The organism is Streptosporangium sp. NPDC004631, from assembly GCF_053601935.1.
Genome location: NZ_JBSGCR010000006.1, coordinates 172,701 through 197,542 on the forward strand (window position 1 = coordinate 172,701; position 24,842 = coordinate 197,542).

General features: G+C 70.6%; 19 protein-coding genes and 1 pseudogene. 17 read left to right on the forward strand and 3 right to left on the reverse strand.

What is annotated here, in order from left to right; translation table 11 throughout:
* Window position 1 precedes the first annotated feature (1 nt).
* The 4 genes from ACWEF2_RS08615 (at window position 2) to ACWEF2_RS08630 (ending at window position 3,170) form a co-directional block, all read left to right on the forward strand.
* Window positions 2–1,315 carry a maltokinase N-terminal cap-like domain-containing protein gene (locus ACWEF2_RS08615; RefSeq protein WP_453813203.1) on the forward strand — a complete coding sequence of 438 codons (1,314 nt, stop codon included), beginning with the start codon at window positions 2–4 and terminating at the stop codon, window positions 1,313–1,315.
* Window positions 1,316–1,563: 248 nt separating this feature from the next.
* Window positions 1,564–2,253, forward strand: coding sequence for a DUF433 domain-containing protein (locus tag ACWEF2_RS08620; RefSeq protein WP_453813205.1), 690 nt, complete (start codon window positions 1,564–1,566; stop codon window positions 2,251–2,253).
* 38 nt (window positions 2,254–2,291) lie between these two features.
* A complete protein-coding gene (locus tag ACWEF2_RS08625; protein ID WP_453813207.1) occupies window positions 2,292–2,699 on the forward strand; it encodes a PIN-like domain-containing protein in 408 nt (135 codons plus the stop codon).
* Window positions 2,700–2,987: 288 nt separating this feature from the next.
* Window positions 2,988–3,170: a hypothetical protein gene (locus tag ACWEF2_RS08630; RefSeq protein ID WP_453813208.1), complete on the forward strand. Its 183-nt coding sequence runs from the start codon at window positions 2,988–2,990 to the stop codon at window positions 3,168–3,170.
* Window positions 3,171–3,254: 84 nt separating this feature from the next.
* Here the strand turns inward: ACWEF2_RS08630 and ACWEF2_RS08635 are convergent, their stop codons facing one another.
* The gene (locus ACWEF2_RS08635) at window positions 3,255–4,487 is read right to left on the reverse strand and encodes an alpha/beta hydrolase family protein (RefSeq protein ID WP_453813210.1); all 1,233 of its coding nucleotides are present in this window, start codon (window positions 4,485–4,487) and stop codon (window positions 3,255–3,257) included.
* Between the two features lie 163 nt (window positions 4,488–4,650).
* Between ACWEF2_RS08635 and ACWEF2_RS08640 the strand changes: the two genes are divergently transcribed.
* From ACWEF2_RS08640 to ACWEF2_RS08665, 6 genes and pseudogenes are all read left to right on the forward strand, one after another.
* Window positions 4,651–5,829 (forward strand): sensor histidine kinase, encoded by a 1,179-nt coding sequence (locus tag ACWEF2_RS08640; RefSeq protein ID WP_453813212.1) that lies wholly within the window; start codon window positions 4,651–4,653, stop codon window positions 5,827–5,829.
* On the forward strand, window positions 5,826–6,488 hold the full coding sequence (locus ACWEF2_RS08645) for a response regulator (RefSeq protein ID WP_453813214.1): 663 nt from the start codon (window positions 5,826–5,828) through the stop codon (window positions 6,486–6,488). Before ACWEF2_RS08640 ends, ACWEF2_RS08645 begins: the two co-directional genes overlap by 4 nt.
* A gap of 388 nt (window positions 6,489–6,876) precedes the next feature.
* Window positions 6,877–7,359 (forward strand): GNAT family N-acetyltransferase, encoded by a 483-nt coding sequence (locus ACWEF2_RS08650; RefSeq protein ID WP_453813215.1) that lies wholly within the window; start codon window positions 6,877–6,879, stop codon window positions 7,357–7,359.
* Between the two features lie 63 nt (window positions 7,360–7,422).
* A complete protein-coding gene (locus tag ACWEF2_RS08655; RefSeq protein WP_453813217.1) occupies window positions 7,423–7,578 on the forward strand; it encodes a hypothetical protein in 156 nt (51 codons plus the stop codon).
* Window positions 7,551–7,697: pseudogene (locus ACWEF2_RS08660) on the forward strand (transposase); the annotation flags it as partial. The gene ACWEF2_RS08655 and the pseudogene ACWEF2_RS08660, both read left to right, overlap by 28 nt.
* Window positions 7,698–7,721: 24 nt before the next feature.
* The gene (locus ACWEF2_RS08665) at window positions 7,722–8,078 is read left to right on the forward strand and encodes a hypothetical protein (RefSeq protein WP_453813219.1); all 357 of its coding nucleotides are present in this window, start codon (window positions 7,722–7,724) and stop codon (window positions 8,076–8,078) included.
* 36 nt (window positions 8,079–8,114) lie between these two features.
* Here the strand turns inward: ACWEF2_RS08665 and ACWEF2_RS08670 are convergent, their stop codons facing one another.
* Together ACWEF2_RS08670 and ACWEF2_RS08675 are read right to left on the reverse strand one after the other, a co-directional pair.
* Complete coding sequence (locus ACWEF2_RS08670; protein WP_453813221.1) at window positions 8,115–8,327, reverse strand: DUF397 domain-containing protein; 213 nt, start codon at window positions 8,325–8,327, stop codon at window positions 8,115–8,117.
* Window positions 8,318–9,139, reverse strand: a complete 822-nt coding sequence (locus ACWEF2_RS08675; RefSeq protein ID WP_453813223.1) for a helix-turn-helix domain-containing protein — start codon at window positions 9,137–9,139, stop codon at window positions 8,318–8,320. The genes ACWEF2_RS08670 and ACWEF2_RS08675 overlap by 10 nt, the downstream gene beginning before the upstream one ends.
* 459 nt (window positions 9,140–9,598) lie before the next feature.
* Here ACWEF2_RS08675 and ACWEF2_RS08680 point away from each other — a divergent pair, with 459 nt between their 5' ends.
* The 7 genes from ACWEF2_RS08680 (at window position 9,599) to sppA (ending at window position 24,724) form a co-directional block, all read left to right on the forward strand.
* Complete coding sequence (locus ACWEF2_RS08680; RefSeq protein ID WP_453813225.1) at window positions 9,599–10,099, forward strand: ATP-binding protein; 501 nt, start codon at window positions 9,599–9,601, stop codon at window positions 10,097–10,099.
* Window positions 10,100–10,195: 96 nt separating this feature from the next.
* Entirely contained in the window at window positions 10,196–10,660 is a 465-nt protein-coding gene (locus ACWEF2_RS08685) for a hypothetical protein (RefSeq protein ID WP_453813227.1), read from the forward strand.
* Window positions 10,661–11,805: 1,145 nt separating this feature from the next.
* The gene (pglZ, locus tag ACWEF2_RS08690; RefSeq protein ID WP_453813229.1) at window positions 11,806–18,051 is read left to right on the forward strand and encodes a BREX-2 system phosphatase PglZ; all 6,246 of its coding nucleotides are present in this window, start codon (window positions 11,806–11,808) and stop codon (window positions 18,049–18,051) included.
* Between the two features lie 5 nt (window positions 18,052–18,056).
* Window positions 18,057–18,428, forward strand: coding sequence for a hypothetical protein (locus ACWEF2_RS08695; protein ID WP_453813230.1), 372 nt, complete (start codon window positions 18,057–18,059; stop codon window positions 18,426–18,428).
* Window positions 18,429–18,513: 85 nt separating this feature from the next.
* Entirely contained in the window at window positions 18,514–20,811 is a 2,298-nt protein-coding gene (glgB, locus tag ACWEF2_RS08700; protein ID WP_453813232.1) for a 1,4-alpha-glucan branching protein GlgB, read from the forward strand.
* Between the two features lie 229 nt (window positions 20,812–21,040).
* The gene (locus ACWEF2_RS08705; protein ID WP_453813234.1) at window positions 21,041–22,993 is read left to right on the forward strand and encodes a S8 family peptidase; all 1,953 of its coding nucleotides are present in this window, start codon (window positions 21,041–21,043) and stop codon (window positions 22,991–22,993) included.
* A gap of 30 nt (window positions 22,994–23,023) precedes the next feature.
* Window positions 23,024–24,724 (forward strand): signal peptide peptidase SppA, encoded by a 1,701-nt coding sequence (gene sppA, locus ACWEF2_RS08710; protein ID WP_453813236.1) that lies wholly within the window; start codon window positions 23,024–23,026, stop codon window positions 24,722–24,724.
* Window positions 24,725–24,842: the final 118 nt, after the last annotated feature.

Here is a 24,842-nt window from a genome sequence, read left to right on the forward strand (position 1 = left end):
CGTGTTGACGGAGCTCCTTTCCGGCTGGATCATCCACCAACGATGGTTCGCCGGTAAGGGGCGCCCGATCGACGAACTCGGCGTCGAATTCGACACGGAGTTACGGCCCGGCCTGCGCCACCTGATCGTCTCGGTGCGCCAGGCCGACGAGCGCGACCGCTACCAGCTGCTGCTCGGCACCGAGGGGGAGACCTCCGGGCGGTTCAGCCACGCCCGCATCGGCGACGGCTACTACGACGCCGTCTACAACCCCGACCTCACCGGCTCCCTGCTGGAGGAGATGGCCGCCGGGCGCGACCTCGGCCCGCTCCGCTTCCGCCATCTGGAGGGAGTGGAGATCGACACCTCGCTGCGCAGCCTGGTGCTCGGCGCCGAGCAGTCCAACACCTCCCTGGTGTACGGCGAGACCTACATCTGCAAGCTGTTCCGCCGCCTGATCCCGGGCGTCAACCCGGAACTGGAGATCGTCACCGCGCTGGCCCGCCACGGCGCCCGGCACATCGCGCAGCCGTACGGCTGGATCGAGACCGACCTCGACGGCGAGCCCACCACACTGGCGATGACCCAGGAGTTCCTGTCCACCGCCAACGACGGCTGGGCGCTGGCCCTGACCAGCGTCCGCGACCTCTACGCCTCGCTCGACCCCTCGGCCTCCAACGCGGGCGGCGACTTCAGCTCCGAGTCCTACCGCCTCGGCGTCGCCACCGCCGAGGCCCACCACGAGCTGGCCGCAGCCTTCCCCACCGGGGTGATGGAGGCCCAGGACGTCAAGCAGACGGTCGAGGACCTGCGCCGCCGCCTGGCCCAGGCGATCATCGAGGTGCCCCGGCTCGCCGACCACGCGCGGGTGGCCGAGGAGGCCTACCGGCGGGTCGCCGACGTGGTCGCCGAGGTGCCGGTCCAGCGGGTCCACGGCGACTACCACCTGGGCCAGGTGATGCGCACGACCAACGACTGGGTCATCCTCGACTTCGAGGGCGAGCCCGGCCAGCCGCTGGCCGAGCGCCGCGCCCTGTCCTCCCCGCTGCGGGACGTGGCCGGCATGCTCCGCTCGTTCGACTACGCCGCCCGCCACCTGCTGGCCGACCATCCCAAGGCCGACGCGCTGCGCCCCCGGGCCGTGGAGTGGGCCGACCTGAACCGCTCGTCCTTCCTGGCCGGCTACTCCGCCGGCGGTGGCCGCCTGCACGCCGAGGACGCCGTCCTGCTCCGCGCCCTGGAGATGAGCAAGGCCGTCTACGAGGTCGTCTACGAGGCCCGCAACCGCCCCACCTGGCTCCCCATCCCCCTCGCCGCCTTCCAGACCGGCCGTTGACCCGCTCGCCGGACCTCTGATCGGCCGTCCCGCAGGAGGCCCCAACCGAGTCTCCACCGCACGGAATCAGGGCCATACCCTCAAACACGATCATTAACATTAAAAGTATTCATAAAAGACAATGTCGTCATGATCAATAAACTCCGGACCGGATTGGACCTTTTCCAAACACCTCCGCGAATCGCAAATTCATGATGTGATTCACCCGTTCTTCTGCGGCAAGGGTTGCCAAAGGACACACCGATGGGATGATGCACACCATGAAAGGCGTCGTTGACCTCCTCGGACGACCGACGTATACAATGTCGCAGGTCGATCGCCTGCTCGGCCTGTGCCCCGGCACCGCGCGACGCTGGATTGACGGCTACGTCCGTGGCGGTCGCACCTACGATCCGGTCGTCCGGCAGCGTCACACCGGAGAAGAGACGGCCACCTGGGGCGAGTTCGTCGAGACCCGACTGCTGGCCGAGTACCGCGACGCGGGCGTTCCCATCATTAACATGCGGCCGGCCATAGCGAAGTTGCGAACCGAGACTCGATTGCAGTACCCCCTCGCGCAGTCGGCGAATTTCGTGACCCACCACGGCAAGGAGCTCGTCCAGCGAGTTCAGGAACAGGTCGGACTACAGAAGGAACTTCTTCTCGTGGTGGTACGCAGCGGCCAACTCGTCATGGCCGACCCTGTTGAGATCTTCGTCAGAGCGGTGGAGTTCGACAACGGAACCGCCGTGCGCATGCTCCCCGATCCGGGACTTCCCGACGTCAAGATCGATCCGTTACGGGCCTTCGGCGAACCCGCCGTTCGATCGGTCCCCACCGAGGTCATCGCCGAGCAGGTCAGGGCGGGCGACTCCGAAGAGACGATCTCCGAACTGTATGAACTACCACTTGAACAGGTCCGTGCCGCAGTCTTGTTCGAGAAGCGCCGCAGCGCCTGAGCCTCTGGAACGTCATGCCCCCCACAGATCCGCAGAGCATGCGCTTTTTCGTTGACGAGACCTCTCTCGGCGTTGGCCGGGCTCTGGCCCTTCTGCGCCGGGACGTCATTCATACCAACCATCGGCTCATCCCCGAGGTGCCTCTCGGCGCGCTGGACGACGACTGGATTCCCAAGGTGGCGGCCAGGGAACTGGTAGTGATCACGCGGGACAAACGCATCCGCACCAAGCACGCGAAGGCCGTACTTTACGCCCAGAACGGGCTACGTGTGGTCTGGATCGCCGGTAAGAAGGACCTCTCCAATTGGGACACCATGTGCCTGCTGGCACGCCGGTGGAATGACATCGAGCGGGAGATCAAGGAGCGTGGTCCCGGCCCCTGGTTCATGGGGATCAGCGAGACCAAGCTCAGCGACATGCGGATCGCACTCCACGGGCAGCGATAAGTCCGCTGCCTTGTACGGCGAACCACTCCCGCACGCCTGGCGCGCCCGACAGCGCGGTGGAAGCCCTTTGTGGTGCGATCGATCTCGGCCTGAAGATCCTTGCCGGCCATCTCGCGCTTGCAGCGCATCCGTGAAAGGCATCCACGGGCATGTGGAACCAGGTCCCGTCCAGGATGTCGAGAAGTTCCCCGGCGATGCTGGTCCGGTCACCTCGGCGAGGGTCGGTGACAACCGCGCCCGACCGCCACCCTACTCAAGGAGTTTCGATGAAGCGCGGTGGATTCGCCGATGGCCTTCCGGCCGATGCTGGGAGGGCGCAGCTTCGGCAACGACGGAGCGGGCGGACAGTTCGCCTTCGGTGACGACGAGTTCGGCGTGGGCTTGTACGTCGCCAACCGCATGATCGGCCACGGCGACGCCCGCGTCGGCCACCTGATCGAGGCCGCGCGCGGGTGCCTGGCCGACGGTTGAGCCGCGTGGAGCCTCGCGGGTGAGCGAGGTCGGCGCGCTCTCCGGCCCGGCGACCCGCCCTCGCTCGTCCGCGGCGGCCGGCGGTCAGGGAACCAGTGTGATCTCGGGGTAGCGCCGGTCCGGCGTGTCGAACAGGTGTGTGGCCCGCCCCTTGAGATGCAGGTCGAAGAAGGCGGTGACGTGGGCACGCTGCGCCGCCACCGACCGTGCAGGGTCGATCGTGCCGACGAGATCCTTGACCTGGGGCAGCATGACCTGCAGGTCGGTGAACGATCCATGCGCCGCGCCGGCCAGTCTCAGCTCGCGCTTCCATCCGCCGGAGGCGTTCCAGAAGGACTTCCAGGTAGGGTCGCCCGCCCGGGTGTGCGGCTGGGCCGCGAACTGCAGGAACGGCCTGCGCACCCCTGTCCGTGCCACGGGACCCACGTAGGAGCCGTCGAGGTTGACGCCCGCGTCGACGCGAGGGTCGTCGTGGGCGAGCTGGGCGGCCACGGATCCGCCGATGGACTGGCCGAGTATCCCGATCTTCGAGAGGTCCGCGACGCCGCGCAGTCCGGCGATCTTGTCGAGGCGGCCGAGTACGAACCTCATGTCCGTCAGGCGGATCCTGGCGTGCTTTCCGAGCAGCTTCGCGATGACGCTCGGCGTCAGCTTCGACGGTAGCGGGACGGCCCGCTCGACCCTCCCCCCGGGGAACTCGACCTGATCGGCCTCGTAGGTGTGATCCACGGTGATCACCAGGTAGCCACGGCTGGCCAGCTCCTCCACGAGCACCGTGCCGAGGGTCCGCGGTCCACCGTCCCCCGCCGCGAACAGCACCACCGGCAGCGCCCCGGCCTTCCGGTCGACCGGCGCCCCTTCCCGGGCGTGGGTCGTCGTGGCGGCCCAGTCCACGCTGCCCCGTTTGATTCCCATCGCGGGTGCCGAGTGCCGGTCCCAGTCGGCCGCCGCCATCCGTGACATGTGCGGTGCCAGAGGACGATCGGAGGGGCCGGCCGGATACCAGAGGCTCACCATCAGCTCCCGATAGGGCCGCGCCTTCACCAGCGGATCCCGCCGCGACGAGTCCACCAGCCGCAACGCACGGGTGCCGATCGAATACCGCCCCGTGGGGGCGGGCAACGTCACCCTGACGGCGGGGGCGGAGGAGACGGCGAGCGTGGTGGCCGCCCCGGCGATCGTCGCGCCGCCGCCGGTGGTCGCGGCCGTGACGGAGGCGGCGTGGGCGGGGTGTGCCGTCGGCGGGACGGCGGTGGTGGTCGTGAGGGCGAGCGCGGCGATGGCCACGCGGCGGCGCGTGAATGCGGTGGTCGGCATGTGGTCGGCTCCGTTCTCGATGCGTATTCCTGGTTCAGGAGCTTTCCAGCGACCTTCCGGCCCGCACGAGCGGCCGGGAGCTGATCCGGCCATACGACTTCGGGCTGACCCTCCTCCCACAGGAGGAGGGAATTCGGCCTGGTAGATCGCCTAGTGTGGCGGTATGAACGGTCGGCCCCGGATGCTCGACGCCCTGTCGGCCGCCACGATCTTCCTCGTCACCCTCGGCCCCGGCCAGGTTCTGCGGGGCGGTCTTGAGGTGGTGCTCCTCCAGGTCGGCCTCGCGCTGCCCCTGGTGTGGCGGCGGCGCGCCCCGCTGACGGTGTTCGCGGTGATCGCGGCGGTGGCGGGCCTTCAGTGGCTGGCCGGTGTGCAACTGCCCGCCGACGTGGCGCTGCTGGTGGCCCTGTACACCGTCGGCGCGCACGCGACGTGGCGGCGCACGCTCACGGCCGCGGCGGTGGTCGAGGCCGGGGCGGTGCTGGCCTCGGCGCGGTGGGCGCCGGAGGGTCTGTTCCTCCTGTCGGTGGTGGCGTTGACGGCGATGACCGCCGCCGCGGCCGTCACCGGCACAAGCATGCGGACCAGGCGCGCCTACCTCGCCGCGCTGGAACGCGACCGCGACCAGCGCGCCCGGCTCGCGGTCGCCGAGGACCGGGCCCGGATGGCACGCGACATGCACGACATCGTCACCCATAACCTCTCCGTCATGATCGCCCTCGCCGACAGCGCCCACTACGTCGGCGCCGACGCCCCGGACAAGGTGGCCGCCGCCGTCGGCCAGATAGCGGAAACCGGCCGCCAGGCCTTGGCCGACATGCGCCGTAGCCTCGCCCCGCACGCCGACGACCACGAGCCGGACGCTGCCGGCGGGACGGGATCGCGGGCGGGCGGCGACCTGCGGCGGCACCCGACGCCCGGTCTCGCCCAGCTCCCGGCCCTGGTCGACCGGCTGCGAGCCGCCGGGCTCGCGGCCGGGCTCCAGACGTACGGCGACACCGCCCAGATCCCGGCCGCCGCCCAGCTCACCGTCTACCGCCTGACCCAGGAAGCCCTGACCAACGTGCTCAAACACACCCCGCCCGGAACCCGCGCCGAGGTCCGGGTCGAGGTCTCGCCCGAGGCCGTCACCCTGGAGGTCACCGACAACGGCACCGCCCCGGCGGCCATCGGCGGCGGGCACGGCGTCGAAGGCATGCGTGACCGGGTGGCCGCCTACGGCGGAACCTTCCGGGCGGGCCCACTCCCGGCGGGAGGCTGGCGGGTATCGGCCCGGCTGGATCTCACCGCGACCCACCGTGGGACGCTCCGGGACGGCTCGCGGGGCGGGGTCTCGGCGTGACGATTCGCATCCTCCTCGCCGATGACGAGTCGCTGCTGCGTATGGCCTTCACCATGGTTCTCGGGATCCAGCCCGACATGTCGGTGGTAGGCGAGGCCGCCGACGGGGCCCAGGCCGAACGCCTGGCACGCCGGCTCCACCCCGACGTCGTCCTCATGGACATTCGCATGCCGGGCACCGACGGCATCGAGGCCACCCGCCGGATCGTCCGCGCCTGCCCGCGGACCCGAGTGCTCATTCTGACCACCTTCGACCTGGACGAATACGCCTTCGCGGGCCTCAAGGCGGGCGCGTCCGGCTTCCTGCTGAAGAACTCACGCCCGGACGATCTGCTGGCCGCCATCCGCAGCATCGCCGACGGCGACGCGGTGGTGTCCCCGAGAATCACCCGTCGCCTGCTGGAGAACTTCGCCCCGCAACTGCTCAACGGCGGCGGCCCCGATCAGGACGGACGGCTCGCCCGCCTGACCACCCGCGAACGCCAAGTACTCATCCAGGTGGGCCGTGGCCTGTCCAACGCGGAGATCGCCGCGGCCCTGCACCTGGCCGAGGCGACCGTGAAGACCCACCTGGGCAGAATCCTGGACAAACTCCAGCTACGCGACCGGGTACAGGCCGTGGTTTTCACCTACGAGTCCGGCCTCATCCAGCCGGGTTGACCAGCCCGTCCGAGCCCTCTTCAGCGGCTGGAGCGGAGCGACAGCCATGATCGTCTCACTCCCCGGTCGTCGGCGGATCACGGGTTGAGCGGGAAGGGAAGGGCCGCGTCGTGGACCCGCGTCGGACGCGGGGGCGGCCCCCTCGATGAGCATGGCCGACTCGGCTTCGATGTCGATCGTGATGAAACCACCGTGGCGGCTCAACGCGTAGGACAAGAGAAGCCCCTGGCGGCCGTCAGGGACTCTTGGTGCTGAGAGCAGGATTAGAAGCAATGCCGGGGAGTTAAGCGTCTCCCGTTTGGCTGATTTGACCACCTGTTAGCCTGCGCGTATGGAAGATCTGGGACCCGTAGCTTGGCCGCCTGAGCCGATTAGGACCAAGCGGCTCGTGCTCCGTGAGCCCGAGGCCCGGGACCGTGCGGCTTCCATCGAGCTGCTTGCCTCGCCAGAGGTGCACACCTACCTCGGCGGCCCCCGGCCGCGTGACGAGCTTGAGCGCGAAATGTCCGGGGCGCCCGAGCGGCGGCCCGGGAGCTTCGTCGTTGATCTCGACGGGTCGATGATCGGCCAGATCCTGTTCAGGAGAGCAACGGGGCACCGTCACCCGGCTGCCGCGGGGAAGGCCGATCTCGGCTACCTGTTCCTGCCGCGGGCGTGGGGATTCGGGTACGCCGCCGAGGCGTGCGCGGCGGCACTCGGCTGGCTCACCGGCGCGCTTCCCGGCGAGCCGGTGGTGCTCACCACCCAGACCGCCAACGTCGGCTCGATGCGTCTCGCGGCGAAGCTGGGGTTCACCGAGGTGGAGCGGTTCGAGGCCTGGGGCGCCGAGCAGTGGCTCGGCATGTGGTCTCCGGTCACGCCGTCCAGCTGAGTTTGTGACGGAACCGCCGGGAAGCACCAGCCCATCCACGCGCGAGCGTCCTGCAACCGCGACTTGCCCGCGCGCATGCCGGGCGTCACCTCTAGAGGCAACACCGTTCAGGGCTCGTTCCTGGCCCGGCTCGGCGCGCTGACCGTGCGGGTCATCGACGCCGAGATCGGCATCGCCACCTCCCGGGAAGGATCCGCACCGGCCACTACCGGCTGCTGACCACCCTCACCGATCCGTCGACGCACCCAGCCCATGAGCTCATCCGGCTCTACCACGAACGCTGGGAGGTCGAAACGGCCTACGCGGAGCTGAAATCCACAATCCTGGGCGGGTGGGTTCTGCGTGCCCGCACCCCGGCCGGGGTGGAGCAGGAGGTCTGGGCCCTGCTGGTGGCCTACCAGGCACTGCGGACCGCGATGACCGACGCCACCGACAGCGTCCCGAACACCGACCCGGACCGCGCAGGATTCACCATCGCGCTATCTGACGCCCGCGACCAACTCGTCCTGGCCGCGGGCATCATCACTGACACCGCCATCGACCTGGTCGGAGTCATCGGCCGCCACGTGCCGGCCCAGCTCCTGCCCAAGCGGCGGGTCCGCACCAAAGACCGCATCGTCAAACGAGCGATCTCCAAGTACAACGCACGCGGACCCGCCATCGACCGGACCACCTACAAGGCCACCATCAGCGTCAGCATGCTCCCGACCGACCCTTGACAGCATCCAGTCCGCTTTAACCGAACGGCGTTGGGATTAGAAGTCGAACTCGCCCTTCTTGGCGCCGTCGACGAAGGCGTCCCACACACCGGCACTCACCACGAACGGCGCCCGCTCCGGGGCCTCGGTGTCCCGCAGACCAACCCGGCCACCCGACAACGGAGCCACCTCAAGGCAGTTCCCCTGGTTGGATGCGCTCTTGGTCGCCTTACGCCAGGCCGCGGTCTCCAGCTCGTCACTCAGGTCCATAATCTCTGCGCCTCTCTGATCAACTCGATCGAGACATGCTGTGGATGTGCCCCAGCTCGGATGGTGTCATATCGGGCGTGGATCGCCTCGACATCTTCCAACCGATCCGTCACGTGGCCGTGAATCGCAGATTCGATATATACCGTATCCGCACTTCCTGGTAGCTGCGCGATAATAAATCCCCCCGAGGTGCCGGTGGTCGCCCCAAGCGCCAAGGGGACGACTTGGATACCGATCCTCGGCAGATCGACTGCTTCCAGGAGGCGTTCGACCTGACGGCGCATGATCTCTTTACCGCCGATCGGACGGTGTAGGACGCCTTCGTCGAGGACAACCCAGAGCATCGACCGAGTCAACTGGGCAAAAGCTGCCTGTCGCTCCATTCGTGCCTGTACGGCCTTCTCCACCTGCTCATCCGTTATGCCGGGCTCACCTCGGATCACCACTCGCGCATATTCCTCCGTTTGGAGAAGGCCAGGCACGACGAGCGGTTCCCAAGTATGCAGGGATTGAGCCTCTCGCTCGATGTCCAGCCAGCCGCGGAACCAGCGGGGGCTTGCCGCGCGGGTGAGGTGTTCCCAGAGACGGACAAGCTCTCCACCGGCCTCCAGGGCGTCGTCACAGCGCTGGACGAAGTTGCGGCTTGGCGTGCGCTGACCCCTTTCGATGAAGCCGACCAAGCTCATGCTGAATTGGATGATTTCCGCCAGGCGCTCTTGGGACATGTCAGCCCCTTTTCGGTGCTTGCGGAGTTCGGCCCCGAAAAGAACCAAGGGCTTTCCTGGCGGGTCAAGCTCGGAGGACACGGACATTTCAACTCCGTCCGGTGAGTTGGGGGGAGGAACGCCACATCGGCACCACAAATGCCACAGCCGCACTACAAACTGTCTTGGCGGTGTGCCGGGGGTTCTGATACCCAACGTATCCCGCCGGAGGCACTCTGTGAAGGGTCTCGGAAAGCAAGAACGCCGCCGGAGAGGCCTTTTTATGCACGCAGGGCGCACCCCTAGGAAAACGTCGTCAAAATCACCTTCTATGTCCGGATAAGAGGGGTGGAGAATGAACGCGGGGAGATCGAAAACATATGATCCGGCGGGTGATTCACCGACCTTCCGGATACAGAGCTGTCACCACCTCGTAAGCCGCGCGGGAACAGACGGGCCGTCACCGGCGAACCCCCACAGCCATCGCCTGTCCGGCTCATCCCCACCCGGCCCGCCCAGCCGTCCCCGCCCTCACCCACGGCCCCGTCCTCACCCCGAGGAGCTCCGGTGCCCGTAACGCCGGACGGCCTGCGCACCGTCTGCTGGGACCTGCCCCACGACTCCTCGGTGGTCGGCAAGGCGCGCGGCATGGTGCGCGAGATCCTCACCCGGTGGGCGCTGCCGGGCCTCGCGGACGACGTGGTCCTGGTGGTCGGAGAGCTGCTCGCCAACGCGATCACCTACGGCGACCCGCCGGTCAGGCTCTCGGTGTGGGCGGGGACCGACGAGCTGTGCGTCCGGGTCACCGACCACGGCCCCGACCGGCCCCGCCACCTCGGCCTCGACGTCGAGGCCGTCCACGGCCGCGGTCTGACCATCGTCGAGGCTCTCACCGACGCCTCCGGCGTCATCCCACTCCCCGACACCCCCGGCAAAACCGTCTGGGCTCGCTGGCGTCTGTTCTCCCCGACCGCGACCCCCTCCCACACCACCTCACCCCCGGGCGACCGCGCCCACCGGGGCACGCTCTCGCTGCCGGGACCTGAGAGAAACGACAAGCCTCGGTGATCACTACTCAAATACGTTCCAAGAGGCCAATAACGAACGGATTCCAGATACCTTCCAGGATTGCTCCGGCGGGGGGCACCTTCTATAAATCTTGGGATGCACGGTGAGAACGGGACGCGGGAGCGCGGGTGGCGGCGTGGCCGCGTAGTGGGGGCGGCGCTGGGGGCGGCGCTGTTGGTGGGTCTGGGGGCCGGCCTCGTGGCCCGGCTGCTGATGCGCGTGATCAAGCTCGCCATCGGGGTGGACGCGGAGTTCTCCATGGCGGGGACGGTGGGGGTCCTCATCGTCTTCGTGGTGCTCGCCGTACCGGCCGCGGTGACCGCGACCGCGCGGCCGGTGATCAGGCACGGCGGCCGGTGGGTGACCGCGCTGGTCGCGGGCTGGGCCTCGGCGCGCGCCGGTTTCGCCGACGCGCAGTCGATCCTGCTGGCCGATGAGGGACGGCTACCGCTGCTCGCGGCGCTGGCCGTGGCCTTCGCCGTGCTGGTGGTCGCCCACGGGCAGCTCACACAGCGGGTGACGCGCCACCTGGCGGGCGGGGGAGGAGGCGTGGATCCATGACCTGGGATCCGCCTTTGACCCGACTATCGACTTTCGAATGCCGACGGAAACCCAGTCATTGAGGTTGCGCCCACCGAATTCGGATACCACGAGTCGCATGTGAAACTTCAACACGACAACGCAGGAGCCGTGTGACACAAGACGACAGGCGCGAACCAACAACGGGAATCGTCACGGAATGGAATGACGTCGACGGCCTAGGAGTGATCACTTCCGAGGACGTTCCCGGCGAGGTCTGAGTGCACTTCTCGCACATCATCATGAATCCCCCACGGAATCTCACGGTAGGCCAGTCGGTCCGATTTACCTGGGAAGAGTTTCCCCAAGACGGCTACCGATTCCGAGTCATGCGGGTCCGGCCGGACGAATACGGAGATCAATTCGATGGAAACCCGGTCAACGAGGCTCCATCGGCCGAATTCAGGTGCTACGAGTCGCATTTGGAAATTCAATACGACAATGTAGAGGACGGGTAAGGCCGAGCAGTGGGCCGTCACGGTGGGCCCGCCTCCTGGTCCCGGTGGGTCCGGAGACGGCTGACGTAGGCAGCGCCGTGACTCTGTGCTCCGCCGCGCCAGGGCCGGGATCGTCGCCGACGAACGCCCGAATCGCCCGGAGGTCGAAACCGTCCCGGGGGTATCGCTTCCCGGTGAAGCGGACAGACCGTCCCGGCGCGAGAGACCTGAAAGCCCTCACCGCCGAAGATCATCGAGGCGAGAACGAGAACACCCCCGGGGGCATCGGCGGATCCGATGAAGATGAAAACGTTCAGCAGCGGCCATCGCGCACTCCCGCGCGACTCATAATCGGATCCACTTGCAGATATAGGGGGAAAGCGGAGATCTCGCCCATATACCCCCTCGCACCCCGACCGGCCGAGACTTAAAACGACTTTCGTTCCTCAAGCCTGCGGAGCGTGACGAAAAGCCCCCACTTCCGGTTGCCCATGTAGCGACTATCTCCGTGAAAGCGGTACAGGAGTTTGCTTTCGATGACATGTTTCCCCGCCGGTAACAAGTGGTACTTCCGACCTGAATGACGGCCGTGTCGTACGCGGTCTATTATCGGAGTCCCTGAATCCCTGGGCGTTCGCGATCCGTCCTGTCCCACGGTCACGCAGCCCCCCTTCCTTGGAGATTCCAGACGTGCGAGAAGGCCGTTGGACGACAATCACGCCTTCCCAGTACCACTACCGGCACGAACGCGAAGCCCTGGAACACATCCGTGCGGCACTGCCCGAGACGGAGCCGTACCGCGCGTGGTCCAACTTCACCTTCACCGCCGACAGCGGGCATGTCCGTGAGGTGGACCTGTTCGTCGCCGCGCCCGGTGGACTCTTCCTCATCGAGATCAAGAGCCTGCACGGGTGGCTGAGCGCGGACGGCGCCCACTGGGTGCAGTCGACGGACCGGAACACCCGTTACCTCGACGACCCGCTGCCCCTGGCGGACTCCAAGGCCGGACAGCTCACCTCCCTGCTACGGAGGACCGCCGGTCACCCGGCCAAGATCCCCCCAATCCGCGCGGCGGTCCTCCTCCCCGTCCCGTCCCTTGAGGTGGACCTGCCCGAGCACCGGCTCACCGGGATCTTCGGCCCCGAGAACGGCCGGCTGCCGAAGATCCTGTCGGACCTGCTCCTGGTGGCGCCGGACGACCAGCGTCACCGCATCACCCCGGAGGTCTCCCGGCAGCTCGACGGCCGACTGCGCGGAGCCGGCATGGCCAAGAGCCGTTCCCACCTGTGGGTAGGGGCCTGGGAACTGGAGCCCCGCCCCCTCGACACCGGGCCGACCTGGGAAGACCATCTGGCCACGCACGGTGAGATCGAGTCGGAGAAGCGCCGCGTCCGCGTCTACCTCGTCGAGCGCGACGCCGACGAGCGCGTGCGCGCCGACACGGTCCGGGCGGCCCGCCGCGAGATGCTGGCCCTGCGCGGCATCGGCCATCCGGGCATCGTGCGGGTCGACACCATGGAGCAGCACGCGACGGGGCCCGCGCTCATCTTCCGGCACGACCCGGAGGCCGTACGCCTGGACCACTTCGTCGGCGAGTACGGCGCGCGCCTCGACCTGCCCACCCGGCTCGGCCTGATCCGCCAGCTCGCCGAGGCGGTGTCGTACGCCCACGGACGGCACCTGCACCACCGGGCGCTGTCGGCGCGCAGCGTGCTGGTCACACCGGGCACGGCGCCCGGCGGGGCCGAGGAGCGGGGCCGGCTCAACCCGCTGCTCCAGATCGGCGACTGGCAGGCGGCCACGCGCGCCGACGGCGGCACCGAGGAGCGGACGAGCCCCGCCGACCACGCCGTACCCCACCTGGCCGTACACCACCTGGAGCTCTCGGCCCAGGCATACTTCGCCCCCGAGCTGAACGCGCCGGACCCCGACCCGGTGGCACTCGACGTGTTCGGCCTGGGCGCCCTGTCCTACCTGCTGCTCACCGGCCGGCCTCCGGCCGACCGGCGGACGGAGCTGCTGGCCCGCCTGTCGAGGGAGGACGGCCTGCGTCCATCGACGGCCGACGACTCGATGACCGAGTTCATGGACGAGCTCGTCCAGGCGGCGACCGTGCCCGAGCCCGCGCGGCGGCTGACCGGCGTGGCCGAATTCCTGGAGATGCTGGAGGCCGTCGAGGCCGAGGCGACCGCGACCCGGCCGGTCCACCCCGCCCGTTCCGGCGACGAGCGTCCAGAAGAGGGCCTCGACCCACTCGACGCCCGCCCCGGCGACGTGGTCGGCGGTGAGTGGCGGGTGGACAGGCGCCTCGGCACCGGCTCCACCTCCCGCGCCCTGCTGGTGGAGAACCTGCGGACCGGGAGGTCCGAGGTGCTCAGGGTCGCCCTGTCGGAGGAGAGGACGATCCGGCTCGACCACGAGGCGTCCGTACTGCGCGACCTGCGCGACGGCTCACCCGTCGTCAGCCTGGTCCGCCCGGAGCCGATCCGCGTCGGCGGGCGCACCTGCGTCGTGCTGGAGCGGGCGGGCGAGCGGACCGTCGCCCGCGAGATCCGCGAGCGGGGGGCGCTGCCCCCGGACGAGCTGGAGACCTACGGCGACCACCTCTTCGGCGCGATGGACTTCCTGGAGAGAGAGGGCGTCACCCACCGCGACGTCAGGCCCGGCAACATCGCGATCAGGGTCCGCCCGGACCGCGCCCGCCGGCTCGTCCTGTTCGACTTCTCCCTGGCCGGCACCCCGGTCAGGGAGATCTGGACGGGAACCCCGCACTACCTCGATCCCTTTCTCGGTACGGCCGGCCGCACGGTCTACGACGCGCACGCCGAGCGCTACGCCCTGGCGGTGACCCTGCACGAGATGGCCTCCGGCAAGCTGCCGGTCTGGGGCGACGGCACGACCGAACCCCGCCACACGGAGGGCCCGCCGACCCTGGCCGCCGAGGCGTTCGACCCAGCGGTGCGCGACGGCCTGATCGAGTTCTTCCCGCGCGCGCTGCATCGCGACGCCGGACAGCGGTTCGAGACGCTGAGGGACATGCGCGACGCCTGGATCCAGGTGTTCCGGCGCTCCGGCGCGGTGCCCCCGGTGAGCGCGGGGTATCCGGGCGGCCTGCCCGCGGAGGACGCCACCGCCACCGAGGCCCGGGACGCCGCCGCGTTGGCCGCCACCCGCGTGACGGTGCCGGCGGCGGCCGGTCTGTCGTCTCGCGCGGTGTCGGCCGCGCACCGCCTGGACGCGGCCACGGTCGGCGACCTGCTGAACCTCCCCTCCACTGCCCTTCTCAGCCTCCCCGGGCTCGGTGCCGGAACCCGGCGGGAGCTCCAGCACCGTGTCCGCGACTGGAGGACACGACTCAACCGGGGTGAGCCCATCACCTCCGATGAGAAGGCCGCCGCGCACGAGGAGGTCGCGTCCGCCATTCAGGGCCGCGACGAGGAGACGGCGCTCGGCCGCATCGGGCTGGACACGATCGCCGCCCTGCTGGTGCCCGACCCGCACTCAAACGGCCGGAACGCCGGTGATGTGGAGGCCACTCGGCTGCTCCTGGGACTTCCCGACGCCGACGGGACGTTGCCGGAGCCCTGGCCACAGCAGCCGGTGGTCGCCTCGGCGATCGGCATGACGCCGGGCCGGGTCGCGCAGATGCTCACCAGGCAGCGGAGACGGTGGAGCGCGGAACGTGTGATTCACAGCGTCCGCGACGAACTGCTGGAACTACTCGTCCAGAGTGGCCGGGTCATGACGGCGGCCGAGGCGGCCGAGGCGATCCTCGCCTCCCGTGGCTCCCACCGCGCCGATCCGAGGCTCCGCCTGGCCTTCGCCCTCGCGGCCGTGCGGGCGGCCGTGGAGATCGACCCGCTCGTCGAGGAGCCCAAGGAGCCGAGGCTCCTGCTCCGCCGTCACGGCGACCGGCTGCTGATGGCGCTGGAGGTCGGGGCGGACGACTCCCCCGGCACCACCCCGGCCCCGGCGCTGCTCGACTACGCCGACGCGCTGGGCGAGGCCGCCGACCGGCTGGCCGCCCAGGAGGTGCTTCCGGCTCCGGCGACCGTGCTGCGCGAGTTGCGGGCGGTGGGCGTTCCCGGACAGGTTCCCTCGCTGGAGGACGGCCGCCTCGTCCGGCTCGCCGCCGCGGCCTCCCGGCGGGCGGCCGCCACCTCCCGGCTGGAGATCTATCCCGGCGACCTGGACCCGGTGCTGGCGCTCCGGCTCACCCAGGCGGGCGCGATCCCGCCCGGCGGAGACGACGGGCGCCCCGAGGGGCTGAGGCCCGAGCGGATACACGAGCGGGTACGGGCCCGTTTCCCCGCGCTCGCCCCCCTCCCCGGGCACCCGCATCTGGACCTACTGCTGCGCGAGGCGGGCTTCGACGTCAGGTGGCGGGAGGGTCGCTACGTCCGGCCACAGCCCCCGGACACGGTGCCGGGCACAGGGGCGGGGACGGAGTCGGGCACGGTCAGCCGACTTTTCGCGGCGAAGCTCTGGCGGCTGGTCGAGGAGGGCTTCGGCGTCCAGCGGACGGACCCCCGGCTGGTGGCGGAGGGGTGGGCCGCCGAGGCCCTGATCGACGCCATGCCTCCCGGCGGGTGGCCACGGCCGGCGGGCGCCGTACTGACCCGGGAGACCGCGCTCAGGCGGCTCGCGGCCCGGCGGCTCCGGCTCGACCGGCTGGGCGTCGACGCGGAGGAGCCGAACGCCGCCACGCTGCTGCTGTGGAGCTCGGACGCGGTCGCGGTCGAGGCGTTTCGCGGCCTGCGCGCGACCGAACGCGCCGGGCTGTCGGCGTGGCTCCGCGAGACCGCCGGCAGCCTTGCCGAGATCCTGTTCCACCTGGTGGACGGCGGTCACGCGGGAGACGCCCTCGCGCTGGGACTGGTCTGCGGCGCGCTGTGGAACCCCCTGGCGGAGCAGGTCGCATGGCGGGCGCGCGGCGATGTGCTGACCTACCTCTCGACCATGAGCGCGGGCACCGCTTACACGGACACCGCTTACACGGGCGCCTCTTACGCGGACACCTTCTCCGCGGGCGGCTCGCACCTTTCGGCGCGGGAGGCGGGTGTCCGCGGCTTCGCGTCCACCGCCGAGGGCGTCGTGACCCGGCTGCTCCACGAGGGGAGCTCCGCGCGCGAGACGCGCCTGGCCCACTCCGTCCTCGACCGGGCCGAGGAGCTCGTCGTCCGGTTCGGCGCCCGTCCAGCGGCCCGCCACAGCGATCTGCTCCGCTCCGGCTTCGAGGACAGGATCGACGACGTCGCGAGCGCGCTGGCGTCCGCGCTCAAGGAGCGTTCACCGGAGAGACCGACCGCGTCGGCCGAGTCGGTCGCCCGGCTGCGGGCGCACACCCTGGCCGGGGCGGAGGCCCACCGGGTACGGCGTGCCGAGATGGCCCAGCGGCTCCTGCAGTGGCTGGTGCGGCCGTACGATCCGGCGGAGCATGCCGGCGGCGGCGTCGGCGCGGCCGTACAGGCACAGATCGACGAGTGGGGATGGGTCGATCGCGCCCGGGAGGACGTCTGGCTCGGGGAGCCCTACAACTCGTCGCTGAAGGACGCCTACAAGTGGCTTCACGACCTCGCCTGCGACCGGGGCCACGAGCTGAACAGGGCGTTCGCCGCGGAGCTGTCCGCCTGGACCGCCACCGGGCCCGGCGACCTCCTCACCGTCGACACCCTGCTCCCCCGTGTGGTGGCGCCCCTCGTCGCCGACGGCTCCGACCTGCGGTGTCCGCTGCTGCTCGTGGTCCTGAACGGGATGAGCGCCGCCGCCGCCGTCGAACTGGCCGAGGACCTCCGGGAGCAGCGCTGGGAGGAGTACGACCCGCTGCCGGGAGCCGGGGAGCAGGCCCGGCGGCGCGCGGCGATGGCGGCGATTCCCACGCTGACGGGGGTCTCCCGGGCGAGCCTGTTCGCCGCCCGTCTCACCACGGGTGGCGCCGCCGAGGAGCGCGAGGCGTTCGAGAACCATCCGTTCTGGGAAGGGAGGACGGTCCGGCTGTTCCACGAGGACGGCCTCCGGGGAGCGGGCGAGTCCCTGGGGGATGAGCTCACCACGGCGCTGCAGGACGCGTCGGTCCACGTCGGCGTGGTGCTGAACACGATCGACGACACCCTGGACAAGGGCAGTGGCCGGATCGACGAGGTGTGGGGGGGAGCCGACCTCGGTGTCCTTCGCTCCCTGCTCGACCATGCCCGCCGGGGGGGCAGGGCGGTCATCCTGACGAGTGACCACGGTCACGTGCTGGAGCGGGGCGGAACGCCGCGGCCCCTCCCGTGCGCCCGTTCGGCCCGCCACCGCGACGCCGGAGGGCCGGTATACGACGGCGAGGTGGAGCTCACCGGCCCCCGGGTGGCGGGCGGTCGCCTCATCGCGCTGTGGGACCCCTCCCTCCACTACCTTTCCGGCAAGGCCGGCTACCACGGCGGGGTCTCCCTGGCCGAGGTCACGATTCCCCTGCTGGCCTTTCTCCCGCACGGCTCCTCCGTACCCGCCGGGTGGAGGGCCCTGCCCGACCAGCGCCCCGAGTGGTGGTCCCTGGAACCCGGCTCTCCGCGGACCGGGCCTTCGCAGACCGGGCCTTTGGCGGCGCGGACCTCGGCGGATCCGGACGCGACCCTGGTCGCCGACCTGCTCGCCACCGAGCTCTTCGCGGCGCAGCACCAGATGATGCCGCGCAGGGTGCCGAAGGCGAGGATCCAGGCCGTTCTGCTGGCCCTGCTGAGAGCCGGGGGCACGCTCCCGCTGCCCGTGGTGGCCCAGAGCGCCGGAGAGCACGCGGTGCGGGGGCCGGGATTCGTGGCCACCCTCCGGCGGATCCTCAACGTCGACAGCCACCCGGTGCTGTCCATCACCGACAGCGGCCGGAGCGCGCGACTCGACGTTCACCTGTTGAAGGAGCAATTCGGACTCGGTGTGCCCAGGGGGCCGAAAGGGTGACGGTCGTGGCGGCGCGCGTGTCCGCGAGCCGGCCCGTCCGGCGCCTTCGGGATCCGCCGCCTCGCCGCGACGCCACCGCCGGGGAACTGTCCGCGTTTCGGGCCGGCGCCTTCCGATACAGCGCGCCGAGCAGCCTCGCGGGGGTTCCGGAGGTCGTGATCCCGGTCCTGCACGTCGCCGGCGGCAGGCGTCTCGGCATCGGCCTGGTCTGCGGTCACCGCCGAGACGGTGGACTCGTCAGGGCGGCGATGTCGGTCTGCCCCGACGGATACATCGCCATCCTCTGTGTGATCAACTGGATTGGCGGACAGTATTTCCCTAACACCGGAAGACGGCCATCGGAAATCTCCAACCCGCACATCCGCCCATTTTCATGACACGCATGGTGATAGCGGACAGGGGCAGGGGTTGAGGGGCCCGCATGGGGCAGGGGTAGGGGATACCGATCTACGGGAGTGATCCATGAACGCGGACTTGGACCTGGAGCGGCTCGCGGGCGGAGCGCACCACGATCCGCACTCGATCCTGGGCGCGCATCCGGGTCCCGGCGGCGTGACCGTCAGAGTGCTGCGGCCACTGGCCGAAAAGGTGCAGGTCGTCGTGGACGGCCGCACCCACGACATGGAGCACCTGGCCCACGGCGTGTTCACCGTGACACTTCCCGGACTGGACAAGATTCCCGACTACCGGTTCAGGGTCCTCTACCCGGGGGCCGAACCGTACGAGATGGCCGACCCCTACCGCCACTGGCCCACCCTGGGCGAGGTGGACCTGCACCTGATCGGCGAGGGGCGTCACGAACGGCTCTGGGAGGTGCTCGGCGCGCGGGTCATGCGGCACGAGGACGTCGAGGGGACGGCCTTCGCCGTATGGGCGCCGAACGCGCGGGGCGTCCGGGTGATCGGCGACTTCAACCACTGGGACGGCACCGCCTACCCCATGCGCTCGCTGGGCAGGTCCGGAGTCTGGGAGCTCTTCGTCCCCGGGATGGGTGAGGGCGATCACTACAAGTTCGGCGTGCTGGGCGCCGACGGGGTCTGGCGGGCCAAGGCCGACCCGATGGCCCGGCGCACCGAGGTGCCGCCCGCGACCGCCTCGGTGATCGACCGATCGGCGTACCGGTGGCGGGACGACGAGTGGATGCGGCGGCGCGCGAGCCGGGTCGCGCTGGACGAGCCGATGAGCGTCTACGAGGTGCACCTCGGCTCGTGGCGTCCCGGGCTGTCCTACCGTGAGCTGGCCACGGAGCTGGTCGACTACGTGGTCGGCATGGGGTTCACCCACGTGGAGTTCCTGCCGGTGGCCGAGCACCCGTTCGGCGGTTCCTGGGGGTACCAGGTGACGTCCTACTACGCGCCGACGGCCCGCTTCGGCACTCCCGACGACTTCCGCCACCTGGTGGACCGCCTGCACGAGGCCGGCGTCGGGGTGCTGGTCGACTGGGTGCCCGCGCACTTCCCAATGGACGACTGGGCGCTGGCCAGGTTCGACGGGACGCCGCTGTACGAGCACGCCGACCCGGCCAGGGGCGAGCACCCCGACTGGGGAACCTACGTCTTCGACTTCGGCCGCAGGGAGGTGCGCAACTTCCTGGTCGCCAACGCGCTGTTCTGGCTGCGCGAGTTCCATGTGGACGGACTGCGCGTGGACGCGGTCGCCTCGATGCTCTACCTCGACTACTCGCGGCGCGAGGGCGAGTGGACGCCCAACGAGTACGGCGGGCGGGAGGACCTCGACGCGGTGGAGTTCCTCAAGGAGATGAACGCGGTCTGCTACCGGGACCAGCCGGGGATCATCACCGTGGCCGAGGAGTCGACCGCCTGGCCGGGGGTGTCGCGGCCGGTGCACCTGGGCGGGCTGGGGTTCGGGTTCAAATGGAACATGGGCTGGATGCACGACACCCTGGCCTACCTCCAGCACGAGCCGATCTTCCGGCAGTACCACCACCACCAGATGACCTTCTCGCTGATGTACGCCTACTCGGAGAACTTCGTGCTGCCGCTGTCCCACGACGAGGTGGTGCACGGCAAGGGGTCGCTGCTCGGCAAGATGCCCGGCGACGAGTGGCAGCGGTTCGCGAACCTGCGCGCGCTGTTCGCCTTCATGTGGGCCCACCCCGGCAAGCAGCTGCTCTTCATGGGCGGCGAGTTCGGTCAGGGGTCCGAGTGGTCGGAGGCCCGGGGGCTCGACTGGTGGGTGCTCGACTTCGACGGGCACAAGGGTGTTCAGAGACTGGTCCGGGACCTCAACCGGATCTACCGGGAGACGCCCGCCCTGTGGACGCTCGACGCCTCCCCCGACGGTTTCCGGTGGATCGACGCCGACGACGCGACGGGCAACGTGTTCTCCTTCCTCCGGTACGCCCCGGACGGCTCGGCCGTGGCCTGCGTGGCCAACTTCTCCGGCGCGCCCCACGAGGACTACATCCTCGGCCTGCCCTCCGGCGGCTCCTGGGAGGAGGTGCTCAACACCGACGCCTACGACTACGCGGGCAGCGGGGTGGGCAACCTCGGCGCCGTGGAGGCGGCCGAGGAGCCCCGGCACGGCCTGCCGTACTCCGCCCGTCTGCGCGTGCCGCCGCTGGGCGCCCTCTGGCTCCGGCGGAGCGCGCCCGCGGTCCCCGCCCGGAGCGAGGCCGAAGCCGAGGTCGCGGCGGAGAGGCCGGCGAGAACGTCGGGTTCCACGACGGCCGGGGGCGGAGCCACCACACCCCCGCCACCGTCACGGGCACGGCGATCCACGCGGGGAACCGGGGCCTGAGCGGCGCGTTCTCCCGGCAGGCCGGCGGCGACACCCTCAACGAGGGGGCTGGGTAACGCGATCCCCAGGGGGCTCAAGTAAAATTCCGGACACTCGGCCCTCCGTGTGCGTCACGCCGCGGAGGGTCGAGCCATGTCGGAGAAGATCCACAAAATCCGGAACAGGTATTCACCGGCGGTAAACAGCTGCTTAGACTCCACATCGCCTGTTCGATCTTTCCGGAGGACGTGTGCGACTTCGAGCCCTCGCAGCCCTCGTGGCGGCCCCGACGGCAGCCCTGGCGCTGGTGCTCGGCACCGCCCCCGCCGTACCCGTCCTCGCCGGAGTCCCGGCCGCCGCCTGGAGGTCCGCGGCCGTCGCCGGCGAGGACGGGGCCCGGGTGATCGTCGAGGTGACCGCCCCCGACGAGGCCGCCCGGGTGGCCGGAGAGGCGCGGGCGCTGCCCGACGCCGAGGTGGTGCTCCAGCCGCCGGGCACCTCCTTCATCGTGGTCGAGGGCGCGGGTGAGTCGCTGGCCGCGCTGGCCGAGGACCCCCGGGTGGTGTCGATCCGCCGCGACCGCACCTACTCTCCGGCGTCGCTGGCCTCGGGCCTGAGGCTGATCGGGGCGGACCGGGCCCGTGCGGGGGGAGCCGACGGCACGGGCACCACGGTCGCGATCGTCGACACCGGGATCGACCGGGACCATCCCGCGCTGGAGGGCAGGGTCGTGGCGGAGAAGTGCTTCTCCGTGGCGACCGAGGGCGTGAGATCCCTCTGCCCCAACGGGAAGGGGGAGGACACATCCGCCGACGCCGGGATCGCCGCCTGCCATCGGGGTGCGGAGAACCTGTGCGAGCACGGCACCCACGTGGCGGGCATCGCCCACGCCGTCGCGCCCGGCGCGGACATCGTGGCCGTCCAGGTCTTCAGCCGCCGGGACGACTGCGCGGAAAGCGGTGAGAGCTGCCTGAGCGCCTACGAGTCCTCGCTGCTGCTCGCGCTCGACCACCTGGCGGAGCTGAAGGACGCCAGGCCGGGCCTCGTCGCGGTGAACCTCAGCCTCGGCGGCGGCCTCTACGGCGGAGCCTGCGACGGCGAGCCCGAGGTCCGGGCGATGAGGCAGAGGATCGACACACTGCGCGCCAAGGGTGTGGTGACCGTCGCCGCCGCCGGGAACGAGGGCAGGACCGGCGCCGGAGTCCCCGGATGCGTCTCCACCGCGGTGACCGTGGGCGCGACGGGTGACGACGACCGTGTCCCCGGCTGGTCCAACCGCGGCTCCGTACTCGACCTCTTCGCCCCCGGCGTCGAGATCGACTCCTCGGTGCCCGGCGGCGGCACCCGGGTCCACAGCGGGACCTCGATGTCCACCCCGCACGTCACGGGCGCGCTGGCGGTGCTGGCCCAGGGACCGGCGACGGCCGGGGACCCGGACCTCCTGGTCGGCAGGCTCACGGCGGCGGGACGCCCGATCGTCCACGACGGGGTGACCACGCCCCGCCTCGACCTGTACGGCGCGCTGACCGGACAGCCCCCCTCGCCCCCCGTCACCCAGTCGCCGGACCCCGAGGACCCCGACCCGGACGGCCCCGGGGACGGCTCCCCCGACGACCCGAGCCCCGATCCGAGCCCCGATCCGAGCTCCGGCCCCCCGCCCTCCCGCCCTTCGCCGGCTCCCACCCCGGTCCCGCTGCCGACGGTGACCGTCACGGTCACCGTGACCGCCACCCCCGCTCCCGCCGTACCGCGGGCGGCGGCGTGCACCCGGGGGAAGGCGAAAAAGACACTGAGCGCCGCGCGCTGGGCGGCGGAGACCGGCCGGGGAGCCCCGAAAACCCGGGGAACCTCCGGTGCCCGGGAGAGAGGAAGACTGCCGGAGGCGACGATCAGGTGCTACCTCGGCCTGGTGGGCAAGGCCAGCAGGGTCTTCTCCGAGCTCACCTCCGTCTCCACACCCGCCGCCGCCCACCGGGTGCTCGGCCCCGCCGGGAAGACCGGAAAGGCCGCGCTGGAGAGCGAGCTACTGGCCGCGTGGCTGAACTGGGCACACGGCGGGGTCAACCTGACCGCCGGGGTCGGCGGGGCCACCACGGTCAAGGACGTCCTCACCTCCGCGGAGAACAGGCGCCTGCGGAACGCGTTCCCCGCGGCGTCGATCTCATTGCTGAGAAAGCAGGTCAACGCACGCCGTACCGCATAAAGCCCGTGATGCGTCGCTTAGGGTGAGAGCATGGACGCGACCAAGGTGATCATCGACACAGTCGACCGGTTCCGGCAGCGGCGCACCGCTCCACTGGTCCTTGAACTCGACCTCACCGAGGGTCTGACCGAAGGACCACAGGCGGATCCGCTGAGCGCGATCCTGTCCATGCGCAAGGCGCGCCTGGCCGACGTGCTCTCCGGGCTGAAGCGCGCGGGGAAGGACCCCCGGGTCAAGGCGCTGATCGTCAAGATCGGCACCCAGCCGCTGGGGCTGGGGATGGTGCAGGAGCTGCGCCAGGCCGTGACGCGGTTCCGGGCCGGCGGCAAGCTGACGGTCGCGTTCGCCGAGACGTTCGGCGAGTTCGGCGCGGGCACCGTGCCCTACTATCTGGCCACCGCCTTCGAGCGGGTCTACCTGCAGCCGTCGGGTGACGTCGGGCTGACCGGCGTCTCGCTGGAGCAGCGCTTCCTGCGGGGCGCGCTCGGCAAGCTCGGCGTCGAGTACCAGATCGGCCAGCGGCACGAGTACAAGACCGCCGCCAACACCTTCACCCAGGACCACATGACCGAGGCCCACCGCGAGTCGATGGGCCGGATCACCGAGTCGATCACCGAGCAGGTCGTCGCGGGCGTCGCCGAAGGGCGCGGGCTGGACCCCGCCGGTGTCCGCGAGCTCATCGACCGGGGCCCGTTCATCGGCGCCGAGGCGGTCGAGGCGGGCCTGGTGGACCGGATGGCCTACCGCGACGAGGTCTACGACGAGGTCAAGCAGGTCGCCGGCGCCGACTCGCTGCTCCTCTACGTCGGCCGCTACGCCAGGGGGCCGATCGCCCGCAAGCTCCCGCACCCCGGTGAGCAGACGGTCGCGCTGGTCCACGGCACCGGCCCGATCCGGCTCGGCCGCAGTGGCCGGAGCCCGCTGGGCGGAGGCGGCGCGATGGGCTCGGACACCGTCTGCGCCGCCCTGCGCGCGGCCCGGCGCGACGAGCACGTCAAGGCCGTCGTCTTCCGGGTGGAGAGCCCCGGCGGCTCCTACGTGGCCTCCGACGCCATCTGGCGCGAGGTCGTGCTCACCCGCAGGGCGGGCAAGCCGATCGTGGTCTCCATGGGCGACGTGGCCGCCTCCGGCGGCTACATGGTCTCGATGGCCGCCGACGCGATCGTGGCCCAGCCCGGCACGCTCACCGGCTCCATCGGCGTGTTCGGCGGCAAGGCGGTCATCGGCGGGCTGCTGGAGAAGATCGGCGTCTCCTCCGAGATGGTCGGCGAGGGCGCCAACGCGGGGATGTTCTCCCCCACGAACGCCTTCTCCGAGGCCCAGTGGGCGCGGGTCAACGCCTGGCTCGACCGGGTCTACGACGACTTCGTGAACAAGGTGGCCGAGGGCCGGGGCCTGTCGCGCGAGCGCGCCCACGAGCTGGCCAAGGGCCGGGTCTGGACCGGCGCCGACGCCCGGGCGGGCGGGCTCGTCGACGAGCTCGGCGGTCTGGAGGACGCCCTGGCCCTGGCCCGGGAGAAGGCCGGGCTCCCCTCCGACGCCCCGGTGCGCGGCTATCCCAGGCTGAACCCGCTGGAGCGCCTGCGCCCGGCGGACTCCAGCGAGGACAGGGCCGCCGCACTGGCCCAGGTCCGCCTGGAGGCCTGGGGGCCCCTGGCCCACGTCGCCACCGAGCTGGGCCTGCCGTCCTACGGCCCCCTCATGCTCCCCGGCCGCTGGACCGTCCGCTGACCCCACCGGCACCCCGTACGGCCGCGTCCCCGGCATCGCCCGCCGGCCCCGGCGGGCGATGCCCCATGCCGGGGATCGCCGCGTCGAGCGCCCCCTGACCGCGGGGGCCACCGGGGCG

What these genes read in the sequence shown, in the direction of transcription:
- ACWEF2_RS08685 (WP_453813227.1), top strand. Translation starts at nt 10,196, where the DNA reads ATGCACGGTGAGAACGGGACGCGGGAGCGCGGGTGGCGGCGTGGCCGC.
- ACWEF2_RS08675 (WP_453813223.1), bottom strand. Translation starts at nt 9,139, where the DNA reads ATGTCCGTGTCCTCCGAGCTTGACCCGCCAGGAAAGCCCTTGGTTCTT.
- sppA (WP_453813236.1), top strand. Translation starts at nt 23,024, where the DNA reads ATGGACGCGACCAAGGTGATCATCGACACAGTCGACCGGTTCCGGCAG.
- ACWEF2_RS08625 (WP_453813207.1), top strand. Translation starts at nt 2,292, where the DNA reads ATGCGCTTTTTCGTTGACGAGACCTCTCTCGGCGTTGGCCGGGCTCTG.
- glgB (WP_453813232.1), top strand. Translation starts at nt 18,514, where the DNA reads ATGAACGCGGACTTGGACCTGGAGCGGCTCGCGGGCGGAGCGCACCAC.
- ACWEF2_RS08630 (WP_453813208.1), top strand. Translation starts at nt 2,988, where the DNA reads ATGGCCTTCCGGCCGATGCTGGGAGGGCGCAGCTTCGGCAACGACGGA.
- ACWEF2_RS08640 (WP_453813212.1), top strand. Translation starts at nt 4,651, where the DNA reads ATGAACGGTCGGCCCCGGATGCTCGACGCCCTGTCGGCCGCCACGATC.
- ACWEF2_RS08620 (WP_453813205.1), top strand. Translation starts at nt 1,564, where the DNA reads ATGATGCACACCATGAAAGGCGTCGTTGACCTCCTCGGACGACCGACG.
- ACWEF2_RS08670 (WP_453813221.1), bottom strand. Translation starts at nt 8,327, where the DNA reads ATGGACCTGAGTGACGAGCTGGAGACCGCGGCCTGGCGTAAGGCGACC.
- ACWEF2_RS08635 (WP_453813210.1), bottom strand. Translation starts at nt 4,487, where the DNA reads ATGCCGACCACCGCATTCACGCGCCGCCGCGTGGCCATCGCCGCGCTC.